Annotated in this window: 15 protein-coding genes and 1 pseudogene; 6 read left to right on the top strand and 10 right to left on the bottom strand. The window is 53.5% G+C overall.

The window, feature by feature from the left end:
* From AACY07_RS00080 to gloB, 6 genes are all read right to left on the bottom strand, one after another.
* Positions 1-1,020 carry an ABC transporter permease gene (locus AACY07_RS00080; protein WP_133077951.1) on the bottom strand — a complete coding sequence of 340 codons (1,020 nt, stop codon included), beginning with the start codon at positions 1,018-1,020 and terminating at the stop codon, positions 1-3.
* Position 1,021: 1 nt separating this feature from the next.
* Positions 1,022-2,095, bottom strand: coding sequence for a microcin C ABC transporter permease YejB (locus AACY07_RS00075; RefSeq protein ID WP_133077950.1), 1,074 nt, complete (start codon positions 2,093-2,095; stop codon positions 1,022-1,024).
* Entirely contained in the window at positions 2,096-3,937 is a 1,842-nt protein-coding gene (locus AACY07_RS00070) for an extracellular solute-binding protein (RefSeq protein ID WP_339472999.1), read from the bottom strand.
* A complete protein-coding gene (locus tag AACY07_RS00065; protein ID WP_339472998.1) occupies positions 3,934-5,763 on the bottom strand; it encodes an extracellular solute-binding protein in 1,830 nt (609 codons plus the stop codon). Before AACY07_RS00065 ends, AACY07_RS00070 begins: the two co-directional genes overlap by 4 nt.
* A 155-nt stretch (positions 5,764-5,918) precedes the next feature.
* Entirely contained in the window at positions 5,919-7,319 is a 1,401-nt protein-coding gene (locus AACY07_RS00060) for a lytic transglycosylase domain-containing protein (RefSeq protein WP_219262082.1), read from the bottom strand.
* A 99-nt stretch (positions 7,320-7,418) separates the two neighbouring features.
* A complete protein-coding gene (gloB, locus tag AACY07_RS00055) occupies positions 7,419-8,198 on the bottom strand; it encodes a hydroxyacylglutathione hydrolase (protein WP_339472997.1) in 780 nt (259 codons plus the stop codon).
* 73 nt (positions 8,199-8,271) lie between these two features.
* Here gloB and AACY07_RS00050 point away from each other — a divergent pair, with 73 nt between their 5' ends.
* From AACY07_RS00050 to AACY07_RS00040, 3 genes are all read left to right on the top strand, one after another.
* Positions 8,272-9,030, top strand: coding sequence for a methyltransferase domain-containing protein (locus AACY07_RS00050; protein ID WP_339472996.1), 759 nt, complete (start codon positions 8,272-8,274; stop codon positions 9,028-9,030).
* Positions 9,031-9,115: 85 nt separating this feature from the next.
* On the top strand, positions 9,116-9,568 hold the full coding sequence (rnhA, locus tag AACY07_RS00045) for a ribonuclease HI (protein ID WP_133077944.1): 453 nt from the start codon (positions 9,116-9,118) through the stop codon (positions 9,566-9,568).
* A gap of 148 nt (positions 9,569-9,716) precedes the next feature.
* A complete protein-coding gene (locus AACY07_RS00040; RefSeq protein WP_339472995.1) occupies positions 9,717-10,460 on the top strand; it encodes a Shedu immune nuclease family protein in 744 nt (247 codons plus the stop codon).
* A gap of 380 nt (positions 10,461-10,840) precedes the next feature.
* On the opposite strand, the gene AACY07_RS00035 is transcribed toward AACY07_RS00040, so the two are convergent.
* From AACY07_RS00035 to AACY07_RS00025, 3 genes are all read right to left on the bottom strand, one after another.
* Positions 10,841-11,944, bottom strand: coding sequence for a DUF2971 domain-containing protein (locus AACY07_RS00035; RefSeq protein WP_339472993.1), 1,104 nt, complete (start codon positions 11,942-11,944; stop codon positions 10,841-10,843).
* A 134-nt stretch (positions 11,945-12,078) separates the two neighbouring features.
* Positions 12,079-12,984 carry a DUF5677 domain-containing protein gene (locus AACY07_RS00030; RefSeq protein ID WP_339472992.1) on the bottom strand — a complete coding sequence of 302 codons (906 nt, stop codon included), beginning with the start codon at positions 12,982-12,984 and terminating at the stop codon, positions 12,079-12,081.
* A gap of 78 nt (positions 12,985-13,062) precedes the next feature.
* Positions 13,063-13,446, bottom strand: a complete 384-nt coding sequence (locus AACY07_RS00025; protein ID WP_339472991.1) for a hypothetical protein — start codon at positions 13,444-13,446, stop codon at positions 13,063-13,065.
* Between the two features lie 77 nt (positions 13,447-13,523).
* Here AACY07_RS00025 and AACY07_RS00020 point away from each other — a divergent pair, with 77 nt between their 5' ends.
* Positions 13,524-14,279: a hypothetical protein gene (locus AACY07_RS00020; protein WP_339472990.1), complete on the top strand. Its 756-nt coding sequence runs from the start codon at positions 13,524-13,526 to the stop codon at positions 14,277-14,279.
* Between the two features lie 201 nt (positions 14,280-14,480).
* Here the strand turns inward: AACY07_RS00020 and AACY07_RS00015 are convergent, their stop codons facing one another.
* Entirely contained in the window at positions 14,481-14,948 is a 468-nt protein-coding gene (locus tag AACY07_RS00015; RefSeq protein WP_339472989.1) for a helix-turn-helix domain-containing protein, read from the bottom strand.
* Positions 14,949-15,136: 188 nt separating this feature from the next.
* Here AACY07_RS00015 and AACY07_RS00010 point away from each other — a divergent pair, with 188 nt between their 5' ends.
* Both AACY07_RS00010 and AACY07_RS00005 read left to right on the top strand, forming a co-directional pair.
* Entirely contained in the window at positions 15,137-15,544 is a 408-nt protein-coding gene (locus AACY07_RS00010) for a DUF6957 family protein (protein WP_339472988.1), read from the top strand.
* Positions 15,545-15,586: 42 nt separating this feature from the next.
* Positions 15,587-15,860, top strand: a pseudogene (locus AACY07_RS00005) (hypothetical protein); the annotation flags it as partial.

The raw sequence follows: 15,860 nt of genomic DNA, 5'->3' as shown, positions 1-15,860 counted from the left end.
TCATTTCCTCGGGTCGAAGGCATCGCGAGCGGACTCGCCGATAAACACCAGCAGGCTGAGCATAATGGCCAGCACCGCGAATGCACTGATGCCCAGCCAGGGTGCTTGCAGGTTGGATTTGCCCTGAGCGACCAGTTCGCCGAGTGACGGAGCGCCTGGCGGCAGGCCGAAACCCAAAAAGTCCAGCGCGGTGAGGGTGCCAATGGCGCCGGTCAGGATAAACGGCATGAACGTCATGGTGGATACCATGGCGTTGGGCAGAATGTGGCGGTACATGATGGCCATGTCCTGCATGCCAAGGGCGCGTGCGGCGCGCACATATTCCAGATTCCGCCCACGGAGGAATTCGGCGCGTACTACGTCGACCAGGCTCATCCAGGAGAACAGGAGCATGATTCCCAGCAACCACCAGAAGTTGGGCTGCACAAAGCTTGCGAGAATGATCAGCAGGTAGAGCACGGGCAAGCCTGACCATATTTCCAGAAAGCGCTGACCGGCAAGGTCGACCCAGCCGCCATAAAAGCCCTGAAGTGCTCCGGCGATCACGCCAATGATTGAGCTCAAGACGGTCAGGGTCAGAGCGAACAGCACCGAAATCCGAAAGCCGTAAATCACTCGGGCCAGTACATCGCGCCCCTGGTCATCGGTGCCTAGCCAGTTTTCCGCTGAGGGCGGCGCTGGAGCGGGCACTTTCAGGTCGTAGTTAATGCTCTGATAGCTGTACGGGATGAGCGGCCACAGCACCCAGGCGTCTTTCTTGGCCAGCAGTTCACGGATATACGGGCTTTTGTAATTGGCCTCGAGGGGGAACTCACCGCCAAAGTCAGTCTCCGGGTAGCGCTTGAGCGCCGGGAAATACAGTTCCCCGTCGTAATTGATAACCAGTGGTTTGTCATTGGCGATCAATTCGGCGTTCAGGCTGAGCCCGAACAGCACCAGAAAAACCCACAGTGACCACCAGCCACGTTTATTGGCTTTGAAGCGCGCAAAGCGGCGTCGATTCAGAGGCGATAATTTCATCTCAATGCTCCCTGCTTTCAAAGTCGATACGCGGATCAACCAGGGTGTATGAGAGGTCACCGATCAGCTTCACCACCAGCCCGACCAGCGTGAAAATAAACAGGGTGCCGAAGACCACGGGGTAATCGCGATTGATGGCCGCCTCGAAGCTCATCAGGCCCAGGCCATCCAGGGAGAAAATCACTTCAACCAGCAAGGCGCCGGTAAAGAAAATCCCGATAAACGCCGACGGGAAACCTGCGATCACCAGCAGCATGGCATTGCGGAACACATGACCATAGAGCACGCGATGGTTCGTCAGACCCTTGGCTTTGGCGGTGACCACGTACTGCTTGTTGATCTCATCGAGAAAGCTGTTTTTGGTCAGTAAGGTCATGGTGGCAAAGTTGCCAATCACCAGCGCGGTGACCGGCAACGCCAGGTGCCAGAAGTAATCGAGGATCTTGGCGCCCACGCTCAGCTCATCGAAGTTGTTGGAAGTCAGGCCGCGTAACGGGAACCAGTCAAAGTAGCTGCCCCCGGCAAACAGCACGATCAGCAGGATGGCAAACAGAAAGGCGGGAATCGCATAGCCCACAATGATCAATGAACTGGTCCAGACGTCGAAATGACTTCCATGCCGCGTAGCCTTGGCGATCCCCAACGGAATCGACACCAGATACATGATCAGGGTGCTCCATAACCCCAGCGAGATTGAAACAGGCATCTTCTCCTTGATCAGGTCAATGACCTTGGCGTCTCGGAAAAAGCTCTCGCCGAAGTCCAGTTGTGCGTAGTTCTTGATCATGATCCACAAGCGTTCCGGCGCCGACTTGTCGAAGCCGTACATCTTTTCGATTTCCTTGATCAACTCCGGGTCCAGCCCTTGGGCGCCACGATAGTTGGAGCCGGCCACCGACACCTCCGAGCCACCTCCCGCAATACGGCTGGTGGCGCCATCAAAACCTTCCAGCTTGGCGATCATCTGTTCAACCGGGCCGCCGGGCGCGGCCTGGATGATGACGAAGTTAATCAGCAGGATTCCGAATAGCGTCGGAATAATCAGCAGCAGCCGCCTGAATATATAAGCCAGCATTTAAGGCTCCAGGCTCGCGCTTGTAGGTTTAGTCGCAGTTGCAGGTTTGGTGTCAGGTTTTGCCCACCAGGTTGCCGTGCCAATGTCATATTTTGGCGTCACTTCGGGGTGGCCGATATGACTTGAGTACGCAACGCGCCAGGTTTTGATGTGCCAGTTCGGGATGACGTAGTAGCCCCATTGCAAGACACGATCCAGGGCCCGGGCATAGTTGATCAGGCTCTGGCGGGACTCGGCATTGATCAGGCCCTCGGTCAGTTGATCGATGGCCGGGTCTTTGAGGCCTATGAAGTTACGGCTGCCGGGCTTATCGATACTGAGCGATTCCCAGTATTCGCGCTGTTCGCTGCCAGGTGAGCTGGACTGGGGGAAGCTGCCCACAATCATGTCGTAATCCCGCGAGCGCAGACGGTTCAGGTACTGGGAGGTATCAACCCGGCGGATCTGCAAGTCGATACCCAGGTCGCTGAGGTTGCGCTTGAAAGGCAGGAGAATGCGCTCGAATTCGGTCTGTGCCAGCAGAAACTCGATTGTGACCGGCTTGCCCTGTGCATCGACCATCTTGTCGTCGACGATGCGCCAGCCTGCTTCTTGCAGCAGCTGATACGCGCGGCGTTGCTGCTCGCGAATCATGCCGCTGGCGTCAGTGACATTGGGCTTGAAGACTTCAGTGAACACCTGGTCAGGAACCTTGCCGCGCAAAGGCTCCAGAATGGCCAGTTCTTCTTCGGTGGGCGGTGCTTTGGCGGCCATTTCCGAGTTTTCGAAATAACTGCCGGTGCGTGCATAAGCGCCGCTGAACAGTTGCTTGTTGGCCCACTCGAAGTCAAACAGCAGGCTTATGGCTTCGCGCACCCGAACATCCTGGAACATGGGCTTACGCAGGTTGAAGATAAAACCCTGCATGCCTGTCGGGTTGTGATTGCGGATTTCTTCTTTTTTCAAGCGGCCCTGGGTGAACGCGGGAGCGTTGTAGGCACCGGCCCAGTTCTTGGCGCTGATTTCCAGCCAGTAATCAAATTGCCCGGCCTTGAGCGCTTCGAACGCTACGCTGTTATCACGAAAGTAATCGACGGTAATGGTGTCGAAGTTGTACAGCCCCTTGTTGATCGGCAGGTCCTTGCCCCAGTAGTCCTTGTTGCGTTCGTAACGGATTGAGCGCCCGGGCTTGATTTCGGTGATGGTGTAAGGCCCGCTCCCGGGAGGTACTTCCAGATTGCCCTTGCCGAATTCTCGTGTTTCCCACCAATGCTTGGGCAGAACCGGGAGTTGGCCAAGAATGAGTGGCAGCTCGCGATTCTTGTTGTGCTTGAAGGTGAATTTCACCTGCAGCGGGTTTTCCGCGATGGCCTGGTCGACATCGCTGTAATAGCCCTTGTACAGCGGTGAGCCGTTTTTCATCAGGGTATCGAAGCTGAACACAACGTCTTCGGCACGAATCGGATGACCATCACTGAATTTTGCCTGGGGTCGCAGGTAAAAGCGCACCCAGCTGTTGTCGGGGGCTTTTTCGATTTTCTCGGCGATCAGGCCGTAGGAAGTGAAGGGTTCATCCAGGGTCTGCCGGGCCAGGGTATCGAAGGTCAGATCTATATCGTCGGCCGGAACGCCTTTATTGATAAAAGGGTTGAGGCTGTCAAAGCTGCCAAGCGAGGATTTGCGAAACGTCCCGCCCTTGGGCGCGTCCGGGTTGACGTAATCGACATGCTTGAAATTGGCCGGGTATTTCGGCGGCTCGTCATAGAGGGTCAACGCGTGTTGAGGGGCTGCCAGCGCCACGCAGGCAAAGCCGGTCAACAGTAAGCCAGCGATGGGGTTGAGCAACGTACGCAAAGGCATCATTGTTTTTTCTCCGTAGGCTTAAGCCACCACGCGCTAAGGCCCAGGGTGTAGGGCGGCGTAGTCACAAAGGCGAACCGGTTGCGGTACGCCAGGCGGTGATAGTTCAGATACCAGTTAGGAATGATGTAGTGCTGCCACAGCAGTACGCGGTCAAGCGCTCTCCCGGCCGACAATTGCTCGTCACGGTTTTGGGCGGCCAGCAAGCGTTCGAGCAATTGATCCACTATCGGGCTGGCAACGCCTGCATAGTTTTTGCTGCCCTTGACGTTGACCTGACTGGAGTGGAAGTACTGCCACTGCTCAAGGCCTGGGCTAAGGGTCTGGTCGAGGGTCATCAGGATCATGTCGAAGTCGAACTGATCCAGCCGTTGTTTGTATTGCGCGCGATCTACTGTGCGCAGTCGGGCGTCGATGCCGATGCTGGCGAGGTTTTCCACATAGGGTTGCAGGATGCGCTCAAGGTTGGGGTTGACCAGCAATATCTCGAAGCGCAGCGGCTTGCCTTCGCTGTTGAGCAGGCGTTGCCCGGACAGCTTCCAGCCGCTTTCGGCCAGTAAGCCCAGCGCCTGGCGCATGGTTTCACGGGGGATGCCGCGGCCGTCGGTTTGAGGCAGGGCAAAGGCCTGGCTGAACAGTTCGGGCGGCAGTTGATTACGCCAGGGCGAAAGCATCAGCCATTCATGCCCTTGGGGAATGCCACTGGCCGAAAACTCGCTGTTGGGATAAAAACTCGACGCGCGCTTGTAGGCACCGTTGAACAGCGTTCGATTGGTCCATTCAAAGTCGAACATCAACCCCAGGGCTTCACGAACTTTGTCCTGCTCAAAGCTGGCGCGGCGGCTGTTCATGAACAGCCCCTGGGTTTGAGTCGGAATCTGGTGCGTGATTTCAGCCTTGACTACATCTCCCCGGCGGACCGCGGGGAAGTTATAGCCATTGGCCCAGTTCTTGGCCTGGTGTTCGATATAGATGTCGAATTCACGGGCTTTGAAGGCTTCGAAAGCGACGCCGCTGTCGCGGTAGAACTCCACTTCAACCCGGTCGAAATTGTATTTGCCGCGATTGACCGGCAAGTTGGCCCCCCACCAGTTTTTCACATGCTCGAAGACCAGTTGCCGACCGGGGGTAACTTTAGTGATGCGATAGGGTCCGCTGCCCAGAGGTGGTTCAAAGGTCGTGGCTTTGAAATCGCGCTTTGCCCAGTAGTGTTGGGGCAGGACTGGCAACTCGCCCAGACGCAAAATCAGCAAGGGGTTGTTCGCGCGCTTGAACACAAAGCGAATGCGTTTGGGCCCCAGTATGTCGACCCGCTGGACTTCCTGGAGATTGGTCCGGTACTGCGGATGGCCCTCTTTGAGCAACAGGTTGTAAGAGAACGCAACGTCGTAGGCAGTGATCGGCTTTCCATCGTGAAAACGGGCTTCTGGTCGTAGGTTAAATACGACCCAGCTGCGGTCTTCGTTGTATTCCACTGATTGTGCGATCAAGCCATAACTGGATGTTGGCTCATCGCCGGATGGCGCGTACTGGCCAGTGCCGGCCATCAGGGTTTCGTTGAGCTCATTGACCCCGTATTGCAAAAAATTAGGCGTCGATACCGGGCTGGTGCCTTTGAAGGTATAGGGGTTGAGGGTGTCAAAGGTACCGAAGGCCATGACCTTCAAGGTCCCGCCTTTAGGCGCGTCAGGGTTTACCCAATCGAAGTGGGTGAACGTGGCCGGGTACTTGAGTGTGCCGAACTGCGCATAACCGTGGCTTTCGCTCAGGGATGCGCTTGCGGGGGAGCTCAAGGCCAGGCTCATAAATAGCGTGAGGAGGGGACGCATCAAGTCAGAGATCCGATCCAGGCATTGGGCTTAGGTTTCCGTACAGTAACAGCTTGTATCTGTAGGAAAAAGGCCACTCTGGAAAGCACTGCGGGCAAGTTGTGCCCTACTTTTGTGTAGGAAACAACTTGCCCGCAACAGGGCCAGCCTTGTGCTTAACGCGGTTTGGAGACTGTCAGCATCTGCCCGGGTTTGAGGGCTTTAGCGCTGTTTGGATTCCAGCGCTTGAGATGTTGCATTTCAACGTTGAAACGCTTGGCAACCATGTACAGCGAATCGCCTTTCTGGACCTTGTATTGCGTAGGTTTTCTGCCAGAAGGTTTGCGCGAGTCCTGCATGACCAGGATCTGGCCGGCCTTGAGGTTATTGCCGCTCAGTTTGTTCCAGTGCTGCAAGTCTTTGACATCAACCTTGTTGGCCTTGGCGATCAACGTCAGGTTGTCGCCACTTTTAACCCGGTACTTGCGGTTCAGCTGTGCGGGCTTGGTGCTCGCAATGGTGTCAAATACAGGCTTTTTAGGGCGCAGGCTAACGAGTTCTTCAGGCTTGAGGTTGGAAAGGCTGGCGGTCAGCAATTGCGCTTTGGAGGTGGGTACAAGCAGGTGTTGCGGACCGTCGGTGGTGGCACGCTGCTTGTAAGCCGGGTTCAGCTGGAACATCTCGTCTTCGTCGATCTCGGCCAGGGCTGCCACGCGGGACAAATCCATGGACTGTTTGATTTCGACCATTTCGAAGTAGGGTTCGTTGGCGATCGGGTTCAGGTTGATGCCGTAGGCTTCAGGGGCCAGCACCACCTGGGACAGGGCCAGCAGTTTCGGGACGTAGTCTTTGGTTTCCTGCGGCAGTGGCAGGTTCCAGTAGTCGGTCGGCAAGCCGAGCTTTTCATTGCGCTCAATGGCCCGGCTTACGGTGCCTTCGCCGGCGTTATAAGCCGCCAGCGCCAGCAGCCAGTCACCGTTGAACATGTCGTGCAGGCGGTTCAGGTAGTTCAGGGCTGCCAGGGTCGAAGCGGTGATGTCACGGCGGCCATCGTAGGCACGGGTTTGACGCAAATTGAAATAGCGGCCTGTCGAAGGAATAAATTGCCAGAGGCCGACCGCATTGGCGTGTGAATACGCCATTGGGTTGTAGGCGCTTTCGATGGCTGGCAACAGGGCCAGTTCCAGCGGCATGTTGCGCTCTTCAAGGCGTTCCACGATGTAGTGGATGTAAAGGCTGCCGCGCTCACCCGCGTTTTCGAGGAATGACGGGTTGCTGGCGAACCACAAGCGCTGTTGTTCAATGCGGGGGTTAACGTTCTGGCCGTCCTGCAACTTGAAGCCCTGGCGCATCCGCTCCCAGACATCTTGCGGGGCAACGGGGCTAGGCTTTTCGCTGAGCCAGAGCGGCTCTTGAGGGATGCGTTTGGCGATTTTAAGGCTGGCCCGTTCGGTGGTTTGCGCCGAATGATCCATGGATTGGCAGCCCGCGAGAGTGGCGGACACAGCCACCGCGATGGCTTTAACCAAGCGCGTCAATGCGTCTGAATTGATGGAGTAACCTTTAAATGACGACATTGGCTGAGGGATAGTTTCAGGAAAAAATGTCGGGGGATTCTAGAAAGCAGGGGGGGTGCGGTCAACTGTTCAGAATTTTTGTGCCAACCGCAGCCCGTTTTAGAACGTGTCTTTCCAGCTGCGCAGACTGGCAAAGACAGCACTGGGCGAGTCGTTGTCGAGGGAGTTCCACTCGTCAGCTTTTTCTTTAACAGATGTTTCATTAACCCTTAAAAAGGGATTTGTGAGTAATTCGAGGCCTATGGATGATGGCAAGCTGATACGACCTTCGGCACGCCATTGCGTGACTTGTTCGACTCGCGCGGCAATATCCGCATTGGCGGGTTCGACCGCTTGGGCGAAGCGTAAATTGCTCAGGGTGTATTCGTGGGTGCAATACACAGCGGTGTTTGCAGGCAGCGCAGCCAGGCGGCTCAAGGAATGGTGCATTTGTTCGGGAGTGCCTTCAAACAGTCGGCCACATCCGGCGGCGAACAGGGTATCGCCGCAAAACAGCACGGGTCCGGCCGGGTCGCCGTGATAGTAGGCGATGTGCCCGAGCGTGTGGCCGGGTACCAGCGATACCAGGAACTCAAGGCCCAGCACGTCGATACGGTCGCCGTCGTTGAGTGCCACTTGTCGGGCCGGGATGGTCTCAAGTGCCGGGCCCCAGACCTTGGCGCCAGTGTGCTCGTGCAATTGCGCAACACCCCCCACATGATCGAAGTGGTGATGGGTGACCAGAATGTCGCTCAGTACCCAGTCCGGGTGCCGGGCCAGCCAGTCCATAACAGGCGCGGCATCACCCGGATCGACCACGGCGCAGCGCTTTTGTATGGTGTCCTGTAACAGCCAGATGTAGTTGTCGTTGAAGGCGGGCAGGGCGTCGATCTGTAACATGGTGCAATTCCCAAGTGCGAAACAATGGCGCATCTTAGGACTTGTGATAGGTAGATGGCGAGTTGGAGGAGCGATGATCGATAAAGCATTGGCTCAGGCAGACCCTGAGTGGCTGGCGCTGATCAGTTCTGCGCGCGAATGGCTGTCCGGGCCCCTTGGGCAGTTGTTGCTCGAAGATGAGCAGCGTGTGCTTGAGGACGAGCTGGGACGCTTTTTCGGCGGCTATCTGGTGCATTACGGCCCTGGCGCCGAACCCCCGCCTCAGGCTGCGCAAGTACGCCGCAGTGTGCGTCTTGGAGCGCCTCTGCCGGGGGTTGAAATCATTTGTGAAGAGCAGGCCTGGCCGTTGTGTGAGCACGCAGCGGATGTGGTGGTGCTGCAGCACGGCCTGGATTTTTGCCTCTCGCCCCATGGTTTGTTGCGCGAAGCAGCCAGCAGCGTGCGGCCCGGCGGGCATTTGTTGATTGTCGGGATCAACCCCTGGAGCAGTTGGGGATTACGCCATGTGTTCGCCAAGGATGCCCTGCGCAAGGCGCGTTGCATTTCACCTTCACGCGTCGCCGACTGGCTGAATCTACTGGGCTTTGCGCTGGAGAAACGCCGCTTCGGATGCTATCGTCCGCCGCTTGCATCCAAAGCGTGGCAGAGCCGTTTTTCAGGCTGGGAGCGCAAGGCTGGCAGCTGGCAATTGGCCGGTGGCGGCTTCTATGTACTGGTCGCACGCAAAATGGTGGTGGGCTTGCGCCCGGTCAATCCTTTGCGTCGGGAACCGATGGGCAAGCTGATTCCCCTGCAGATGGCCAAGGTTAATCGGCCCCACACCGAATCTTAATTTATGTTGGGCCGGGTTAGCCCGGCTCAGGTACTGACCATTGCTGATGGTCAGGCCATAAGCAGCCTTTTCTGGATAGTTTGTAATGATCGATAGCGTTGAAATGTTCACCGATGGTGCCTGCAAGGGTAATCCTGGCCCGGGTGGCTGGGGGGCCTTGCTGGTCTGTCAGGGCGTTGAAAAAGAGCTCTGGGGCGGCGAAGCCAATACCACCAATAACCGCATGGAACTGATGGCCGCCATTCGCGGGCTTGAAGAGCTCAAGCGTCCGTGTGAAGTGTTGCTGGTGACCGACTCCCAGTACGTGATGAAAGGCATCACCGAATGGATGGTCAACTGGAAAAAACGCGGATGGAAAACGGCTTCCAAGGAACCGGTGAAGAACGCCGATCTGTGGAAGCTGCTCGATGAGCAGGTCAACCGTCATACCGTGAAGTGGCAGTGGGTGCGCGGACACATTGGCCATCCTGGCAACGAGCGCGCTGACCAGTTGGCCAACCGTGGGGTAGATCAGGTACGGGGAATCAAGCATGCGTAGTGTTTGCTGGCTCTGCCGCTAGGGGAGGTGTGTAAACACACTCGGATCATCCGGAAAGCCCTGCAGTCAGGCCTCTCCAGTAAGCCAGGCAGGAGTTTACACCCGCTATACCATAAATTATGTAAACCCAGGGCCTCTAGGGAGGCTCATGGTTTACATTTTCTCGCAGGCGATCCGACTGTACTCGGACGCCAAGGTAGATGCAGTAGCCAAGCTCAATGCTTACGTAAACAAGCGTGTGCTCGCCAAGGCTAAGGATCTAATCAAACCAGTGCGCCAGGCGGAGATTCCCAAGTATGCGTTTCTACTAGAACAACTCCAAAAAATGCGTGACAGCGAAGATGGATATTCTGAAGCGGCATGGCAAAAAGAAATTCTTCAGATTGTATGCCTACTGAACCCCAAATACATTGCGGCCTTCCCCGAAGTCGAAATACCAGATACTGATAGTGAAACCAAACGATTCCTCGATTTTCTGTTGGTCGATGCCTCTGGAAACGTTGATGTAATAGAGATCAAGAGGTCGTTCGCCAGAGGTCTGATAACGTCGACGACCTACCGGGACAACCACATCGCTTCGCGAGACCTCTCTGGCACCGTCATGCAGATTGAGAAATATCTACGCCATCTTAACCGGTGGGGGGCGAGAGGAGAGGCGGCACTGCGGAAGCACATTGGTGACAAGCTACCGCCAGATTTCCAGATCAAGATCACGAACCCTTGTGGCGTGATCATCATGGGGCGGGAGAAAGGTCTTACGAGCGCGCAGCTGCGTGATCTCGAAGTCACTCGCCGACACTACAAGCACATCGCAGACATCGTGACCTATGACGAGCTCCTGCGTAGGCTTAGGTTTAGGTTTATCCTAGGGCAACTTGAAGCAGGTATCTAAGCGTAACAGGAGACTGAGCTTATCGACGTTCCCCCCGTCCAAAGTCTTAGCATGACACTGAAGATGAAGGGAGGAAATCGTACATGACCCTACACCAATGCTTGGCGCCTACTTTGCGCTGGCCGCGGTAAAACAGGGTGAAGTGATAGAACTAGCTATTCATCATCGTGCAAATACCACTTCAGTTATGTGGAAAAATTGCATTCGACACGGACTCACGGCCCAATGCCACCAGCCAAACAGCGTCGTGATCATAACCTCTGCTGCTGTGTTACTCCTGAAACTCAAAGAACGGGCGCAGTAAGCCTAAATGCATTAGCGCTTAAAGTTTCAGCGCCCTTGGCTTTATCCGGCATGGATTTATTGTTTGAGCGCCGATGTTAGCGAGAACTGCTAAATATGTTGAGATGGTGCAATAACTCTTTTAGCTTTTCACCTTCGAATGGTGAGTACATAGGATTTTCACCTACACATGAAAATTTGGATGCTTTACTAATCTCAATATTTCCGCTGTCATTCAAAACAGTGTTCAGCGAAAAGAATGGCTCCCGTCCTCTATGATAGCGATTATCATGAAGTACAAACTCGACCCCTTTCTGATACTCCTCCTTAACTCTGGGGCCGAATATCACTCCAGCTATAAGGCTGGCATCATGATATAGAATTCGCTTACGCTCTGTCGTTTTTAGCTTTTGCGCAGCATGAGAAGCCATCGCCATCATATTGGTGTTTAAATTTTTAAATGTAAAAGACCTCAGTTCATTCTCATATTTCCAGAAAGAATTTTTCTGCAGAAAAGTTGCTATGGTCTTATTTTTCCCAGATGTTACGCATTCTAAGATAGGGATTCTTTTATCAGAATCCATATATTCAACAGGCGCCAACTTATATCTATCCTCGTTTTTGGAGAAAGGGTTTTGAGCTAATGAAAATCCATGGTTTTTCGAGGCGTAGATAACTACACACCCCTTGAAGCCCTCTGCGTAGTGGGCCCACATCATTGAGCTAAGAGCATCTTTCGAAAACGAAACACTATAGAACTCGTGATTGATAGACCTGCTCAAAAGCTCTGTCATTATGAGTTTACATTGATCCGCCCTAACAGCTGGGCTATTCGATTCATTCTCCTTTTTAAGCAATGCCCTTTCAAATGCAGCAATAATCTGTCCGCTGCAGAGATCAAGCACCACTTTTAGAGAGCCGAAACTATCAATGGAGTTTATTTCCTTGCCTTTGAAAATATCGTTGAGACTGCCAGCAAGAAGCCGGCAGTCCGCATTTATTATTTCTGACAAGTTCCAAGGACTGCTGACTCCTGGTAGCTGTAATAATCTACCCCAAAGCTCTGGGTTGTCTTCAAAATAATATATAGCCTTCAGATCATTCGGGTCATTTAGCTCATGATTGGCCGCAAAATAAAGCTCGTTATATCTTATAGCCTTGTCAAAGTACAGGTTAGGTCTGTAATACTTAAATATATACATTTAGCTATTCCAACTTCCTTGAGATTTCGATCATGAAGATTTCTCTCCAGAAATTTTCCGTTTGCGTGGTGGCTCGGCTTATCGGGAATTCGAACCTGATCCTGCAACGTATGGGCATGAGCGATATCGCTGGCTTATGCGCTTTCGCTGTTCTTGATCTCTTCTAGGCGCTTCCTAGCTTGCGCAAGACTGTCCAGGCAAGTGATAGCAAGATGCTCATGCTCTGAAAGCATGCTTTCCAATGCACTTGCGATAATCACAAATTTATCAAAGGCAGCGAGATCCTCTGCGCGTGCAGCTATACGCGATGCGGCTGCGCAATTAAAAAGTACCGCGTTAGTAGCCAAGTAATAAGCGAAAGAGATTTTTTCAGCTTTTGTTCTTTTGAAGTAGGCTAGTTTTTCGTCATCTTGGCAAGGTACGAGTTCGCCTAGAAGCTGATTGAATACATCGCTGCCAAAGCCGTGCGTAGAGTCGGAGGCGCTTGAGAATAGCACATGATAAAAAAGGGCGTGGCCGGCTTGTTCAAAACGGCTGTAAGCGTCGGGCCAGCCCTTGGTGCCTTGTTCTAGGTCGCCGAACATGGATTTTAGGACTAAGAATGATTTCTCCAGTTCTAGCCCTCGTTTAGCTGAGTCTGGGTGATCGTTGTTCACTCCGTATTTATGCCATTTTCGTGCGTTATCTAATGTTTTGTTGAGGTATCCCAGCAAAAAGCTCTTAGGTCGCGCCGATGATTTGTCATCACTAAACAGCATTAAGTTGATTGAGTTTTCTAAGGATGTCCTTGATAAAGCTTCAGCTGCGCTATAACTTTTGATTTTCAAACTTTGTAGAATTCCGTTGTTTAAGTCTGTCACCACATTCGCCACCTTATAGCAGCAAACTTTCGTGCTTAGCTTGAAATCGCCTTTTTCATCGAGATTGACTTCATAAAGAGTCTCAGAGATTTTCCTTTGGAGCTCTCCAAGTTCTCGAAGATGCCGTTGGTGAGCTATAAAATCTTTTGTGTAGTGATCTGGGTTTTCAACAAAGTCCATGTTTTCTCTCCGGTTCAATATCATCTTCCTGCCTCCCCCGATTGTACGGAGTCAAAGTGGATAGCAATTTGTCGGCCACTATGGCCATTTCTGAAGCGGGTTTAATCTTGCGGTATGATGCGCCGGGCTATTTAAAGCCCTTCGCAATGGTCTACGTGGGGTGGTTGGACGCTCACCGTCTTTGAAGGCTGCTTCGTGCGCCGACACGTTGCCGAGCGCGACGTCGTCGAACCAGCCAACGAAGCCAGCCGCCACCATGGCGATCTTGCCTTTGCCTTTGCCTTTGTAGGCGCGGGCAATGCGGCATGCCAGGTGCACCGCTTCACTACCCGAGTTGTTGAAGACAACCTTGGTCAGATTCCTGTATGAGCGGCGAGCGCTGAGGCTGCGCCGTTCGCGGATATGTGCCCAGGAAGGCGATGCAGAACCGGCGAGGCACTTGCCTGCAGCTTCAAAAAACACAGCTGAAGCAAGCTTGATAGTTGATGTGATGCCCCCATAGAAAGCTCTCGCCCTCCCGCCCCAAGGAATGAAGCATCATGAGCACCCCCGTTGTTTTTGACTCCAACGTCTGGGAACAGATCGCGGACGAAGCCAAGCGAGCAGTCGCGTCCCCGGCTGTCCAGGCCCTCTACACCCAGATCACCACCCAAGCGATCACGCCTTTTTTCTTCGAGGGGATCGTGAACTTGGAGGCAATTCCAAAGAAGGCGCGGAAAGCCTACCTCCAGGGTTACCGGCCTTCTATTACGATGACCGTCGACGAGGAGGTAGAAAGCCAATCTCGGGGTACTCCTGCTTCAGATATCCCGGAGTATCTTGAGGCGACTGTTGAGAAGGCAGCAGCGCTTGGCTTTCGCTTCGTCCACCTCCCTCGCATTGGAGCCCCAAGGCATCCATTGGCAAACCAACACAAGGCATCAGAGCTCCTGGAGCTTCAAGACCGTCTTGATAGGAGCTTCGAGTGCGTGAGATACATCGAATCCCTTGGTTGCGGCAAGGAGGCACTGATGGCGATGCTTGATGATCCGCAGAACGGCTTAGTACCCGCGATCCAAGGCGATCCGATTGCTGAAAAGAAACTCGCAAAAGGAGTCGCCGAATGGATGGATGGTGATGCACTGGCTGCGACTTACGGTTACGGTTTCGAGTACTTCTGCACAAACGACGCAGGTGTAGGGGCGGGTACTAGCTCGATCTTGCACCCCTCAAATCGCACGCTTTACGCGCAAAAATACAACGTAAAGATCGTTACTCCGGAGGAGCTTATTGCCGGACTGACTGCGGCTGCCTGATCCCGCCGAATGCATAGGGAATCTCCTCAAGGGCCAGAAGCGTAACCGTCCGGCAAACACATCTTCCTCGCAGTGCTGCTGAAGGCCATGGTGTCCAACATTTCGGGGTCAGATCAAAATAGGCGGACACCATCGCCCTTAATTTGGGAGGTCGGTAGGTGTGTTCACCGTTCGCTTACTCTGTAGCTTCAGTGTCTACCGTTAATGAGGAGTCTTGGCTAGAAATCTTTGTACCGTTGATTTAGAAACGTCCAATTCTCGAGCTATTTCTGAATTAGATAGGCCTTTTTGCTTCAGCTGTGGAGCAAGTTTTAGTCTTTCACTCGCAGCGAGGTTGGAAGGTCGTCCATGTTGGCGTGGTCTACCACCGCTGGAGATCAGCTCGATCACACCAGTCTCTTTTAGAGCCTCTAACTTCCCCGAGATTCGCTCCAATGCCACATCTGTCGACTCCTCAGAAAGCAAAGAGGTTGTTAGGAGCATTAGGACAGTGGGCTCAGCGTCCAGCATTTTTGAAATTTTGAAGAGCATTTCGATCGAAACGTTCCCCTTGCCGCGCTCTACGCGACTCAGATAAGAGCGATCAAGCAAAGATAGATCGTCCTGGGACATTCCTGATTTCTGTCTCAAGGCCCGAACAACGGCCGCAAATGCTTCGGTGAGAGACATTTATGATCCTCTACAAAACAGAGGATAAAGCCACATTGCGTCGACCCATAACACGTCATATAATCCTCGTTATGGGTTGGTTGGTTTCCTCGATCATGAGAAGGCAATGCCCGAGGTCGCGTCGCTTCCGTAAGCGTTCTTAGCGGTGATGCGCTCAAACATATGACATGTATTGACGGGAATGAAGCATGGAATTCGAAGAAATCCAAGCAGCCAGCGAGTTCATCTCCACCCCAAAAGAACCACGATCTGGATCCGGTGAAAACCAAGAGGCGTTAATACGTATCGTCCATGCACGCTTCCCCAACAAAGGCTTTTGCAGCGTCCAGCAGTGGACAATCGTGCGCGCGATAGCGAGCGATGGGGATCTCACCAAAATCCACGTTCATGGTCACCTGCCGCTCTTCGTTTTCGCCGAAAAAGTCATCCTGGACAGCCGAGGACGCTTCGATTTCGGAAATTGGGTGCGCAGCACCATGGCCATTTCATTCCAAGATGGCTTTCTCTTTGAAACCAAAAACACTGTGTACGTTTTGATGGGAGACGGCGACGAAAAGTCAGCCAGTCTCGCCGCGATACTGTCTCTTTATCAATGATGTCAGCTGCAATTGCGGTCTGTAGATCCACGGGAATGTGAAATGTTTAGAAGTCATGAAGCCTTTGCCGAGGGCACCCCTAATATCTTTGGGGATGGGTATTCAAACTGGCGGATATTTGAACGCCACTTGGCTCATCCTTGGTATCACGTCGTTCTTGAAGAGTGCTTGGATGGCAAGGTGTGGCCACGCACCATGATGATTAGTGACATCGATATGCTCGAAGAAATACTTTCCCAACAAACCAGCGAGTTTGTCGTTACGGAAATTCAGGTCGTCACGCCGGGGTGGATGAACAAAAACGGCAAGTGGATCA

It is taken from the genome of Pseudomonas sp. RL_5y_Pfl2_69, assembly GCF_963970465.1.
In the GTDB taxonomy this organism is placed as follows: domain Bacteria; phylum Pseudomonadota; class Gammaproteobacteria; order Pseudomonadales; family Pseudomonadaceae; genus Aquipseudomonas.
The sequence above is the reverse complement of the archived record's forward strand: the minus strand, read 5'-3'. Positions and strand labels throughout refer to the sequence as shown.

What these genes read in the sequence shown, in the direction of transcription:
- AACY07_RS00070 (WP_339472999.1), bottom strand. Translation starts at nt 3,937, where the DNA reads ATGATGCCTTTGCGTACGTTGCTCAACCCCATCGCTGGCTTACTGTTG.
- AACY07_RS00065 (WP_339472998.1), bottom strand. Translation starts at nt 5,763, where the DNA reads ATGCGTCCCCTCCTCACGCTATTTATGAGCCTGGCCTTGAGCTCCCCC.
- AACY07_RS00035 (WP_339472993.1), bottom strand. Translation starts at nt 11,944, where the DNA reads ATGTATATATTTAAGTATTACAGACCTAACCTGTACTTTGACAAGGCT.
- gloB (WP_339472997.1), bottom strand. Translation starts at nt 8,198, where the DNA reads ATGTTACAGATCGACGCCCTGCCCGCCTTCAACGACAACTACATCTGG.
- AACY07_RS00030 (WP_339472992.1), bottom strand. Translation starts at nt 12,984, where the DNA reads ATGGACTTTGTTGAAAACCCAGATCACTACACAAAAGATTTTATAGCT.
- AACY07_RS00060 (WP_219262082.1), bottom strand. Translation starts at nt 7,319, where the DNA reads ATGTCGTCATTTAAAGGTTACTCCATCAATTCAGACGCATTGACGCGC.
- AACY07_RS00040 (WP_339472995.1), top strand. Translation starts at nt 9,717, where the DNA reads ATGGTTTACATTTTCTCGCAGGCGATCCGACTGTACTCGGACGCCAAG.
- AACY07_RS00015 (WP_339472989.1), bottom strand. Translation starts at nt 14,948, where the DNA reads ATGTCTCTCACCGAAGCATTTGCGGCCGTTGTTCGGGCCTTGAGACAG.
- AACY07_RS00080 (WP_133077951.1), bottom strand. Translation starts at nt 1,020, where the DNA reads ATGAAATTATCGCCTCTGAATCGACGCCGCTTTGCGCGCTTCAAAGCC.
- AACY07_RS00075 (WP_133077950.1), bottom strand. Translation starts at nt 2,095, where the DNA reads ATGCTGGCTTATATATTCAGGCGGCTGCTGCTGATTATTCCGACGCTA.
- AACY07_RS00010 (WP_339472988.1), top strand. Translation starts at nt 15,137, where the DNA reads ATGGAATTCGAAGAAATCCAAGCAGCCAGCGAGTTCATCTCCACCCCA.
- rnhA (WP_133077944.1), top strand. Translation starts at nt 9,116, where the DNA reads ATGATCGATAGCGTTGAAATGTTCACCGATGGTGCCTGCAAGGGTAAT.
- AACY07_RS00050 (WP_339472996.1), top strand. Translation starts at nt 8,272, where the DNA reads ATGATCGATAAAGCATTGGCTCAGGCAGACCCTGAGTGGCTGGCGCTG.
- AACY07_RS00020 (WP_339472990.1), top strand. Translation starts at nt 13,524, where the DNA reads ATGAGCACCCCCGTTGTTTTTGACTCCAACGTCTGGGAACAGATCGCG.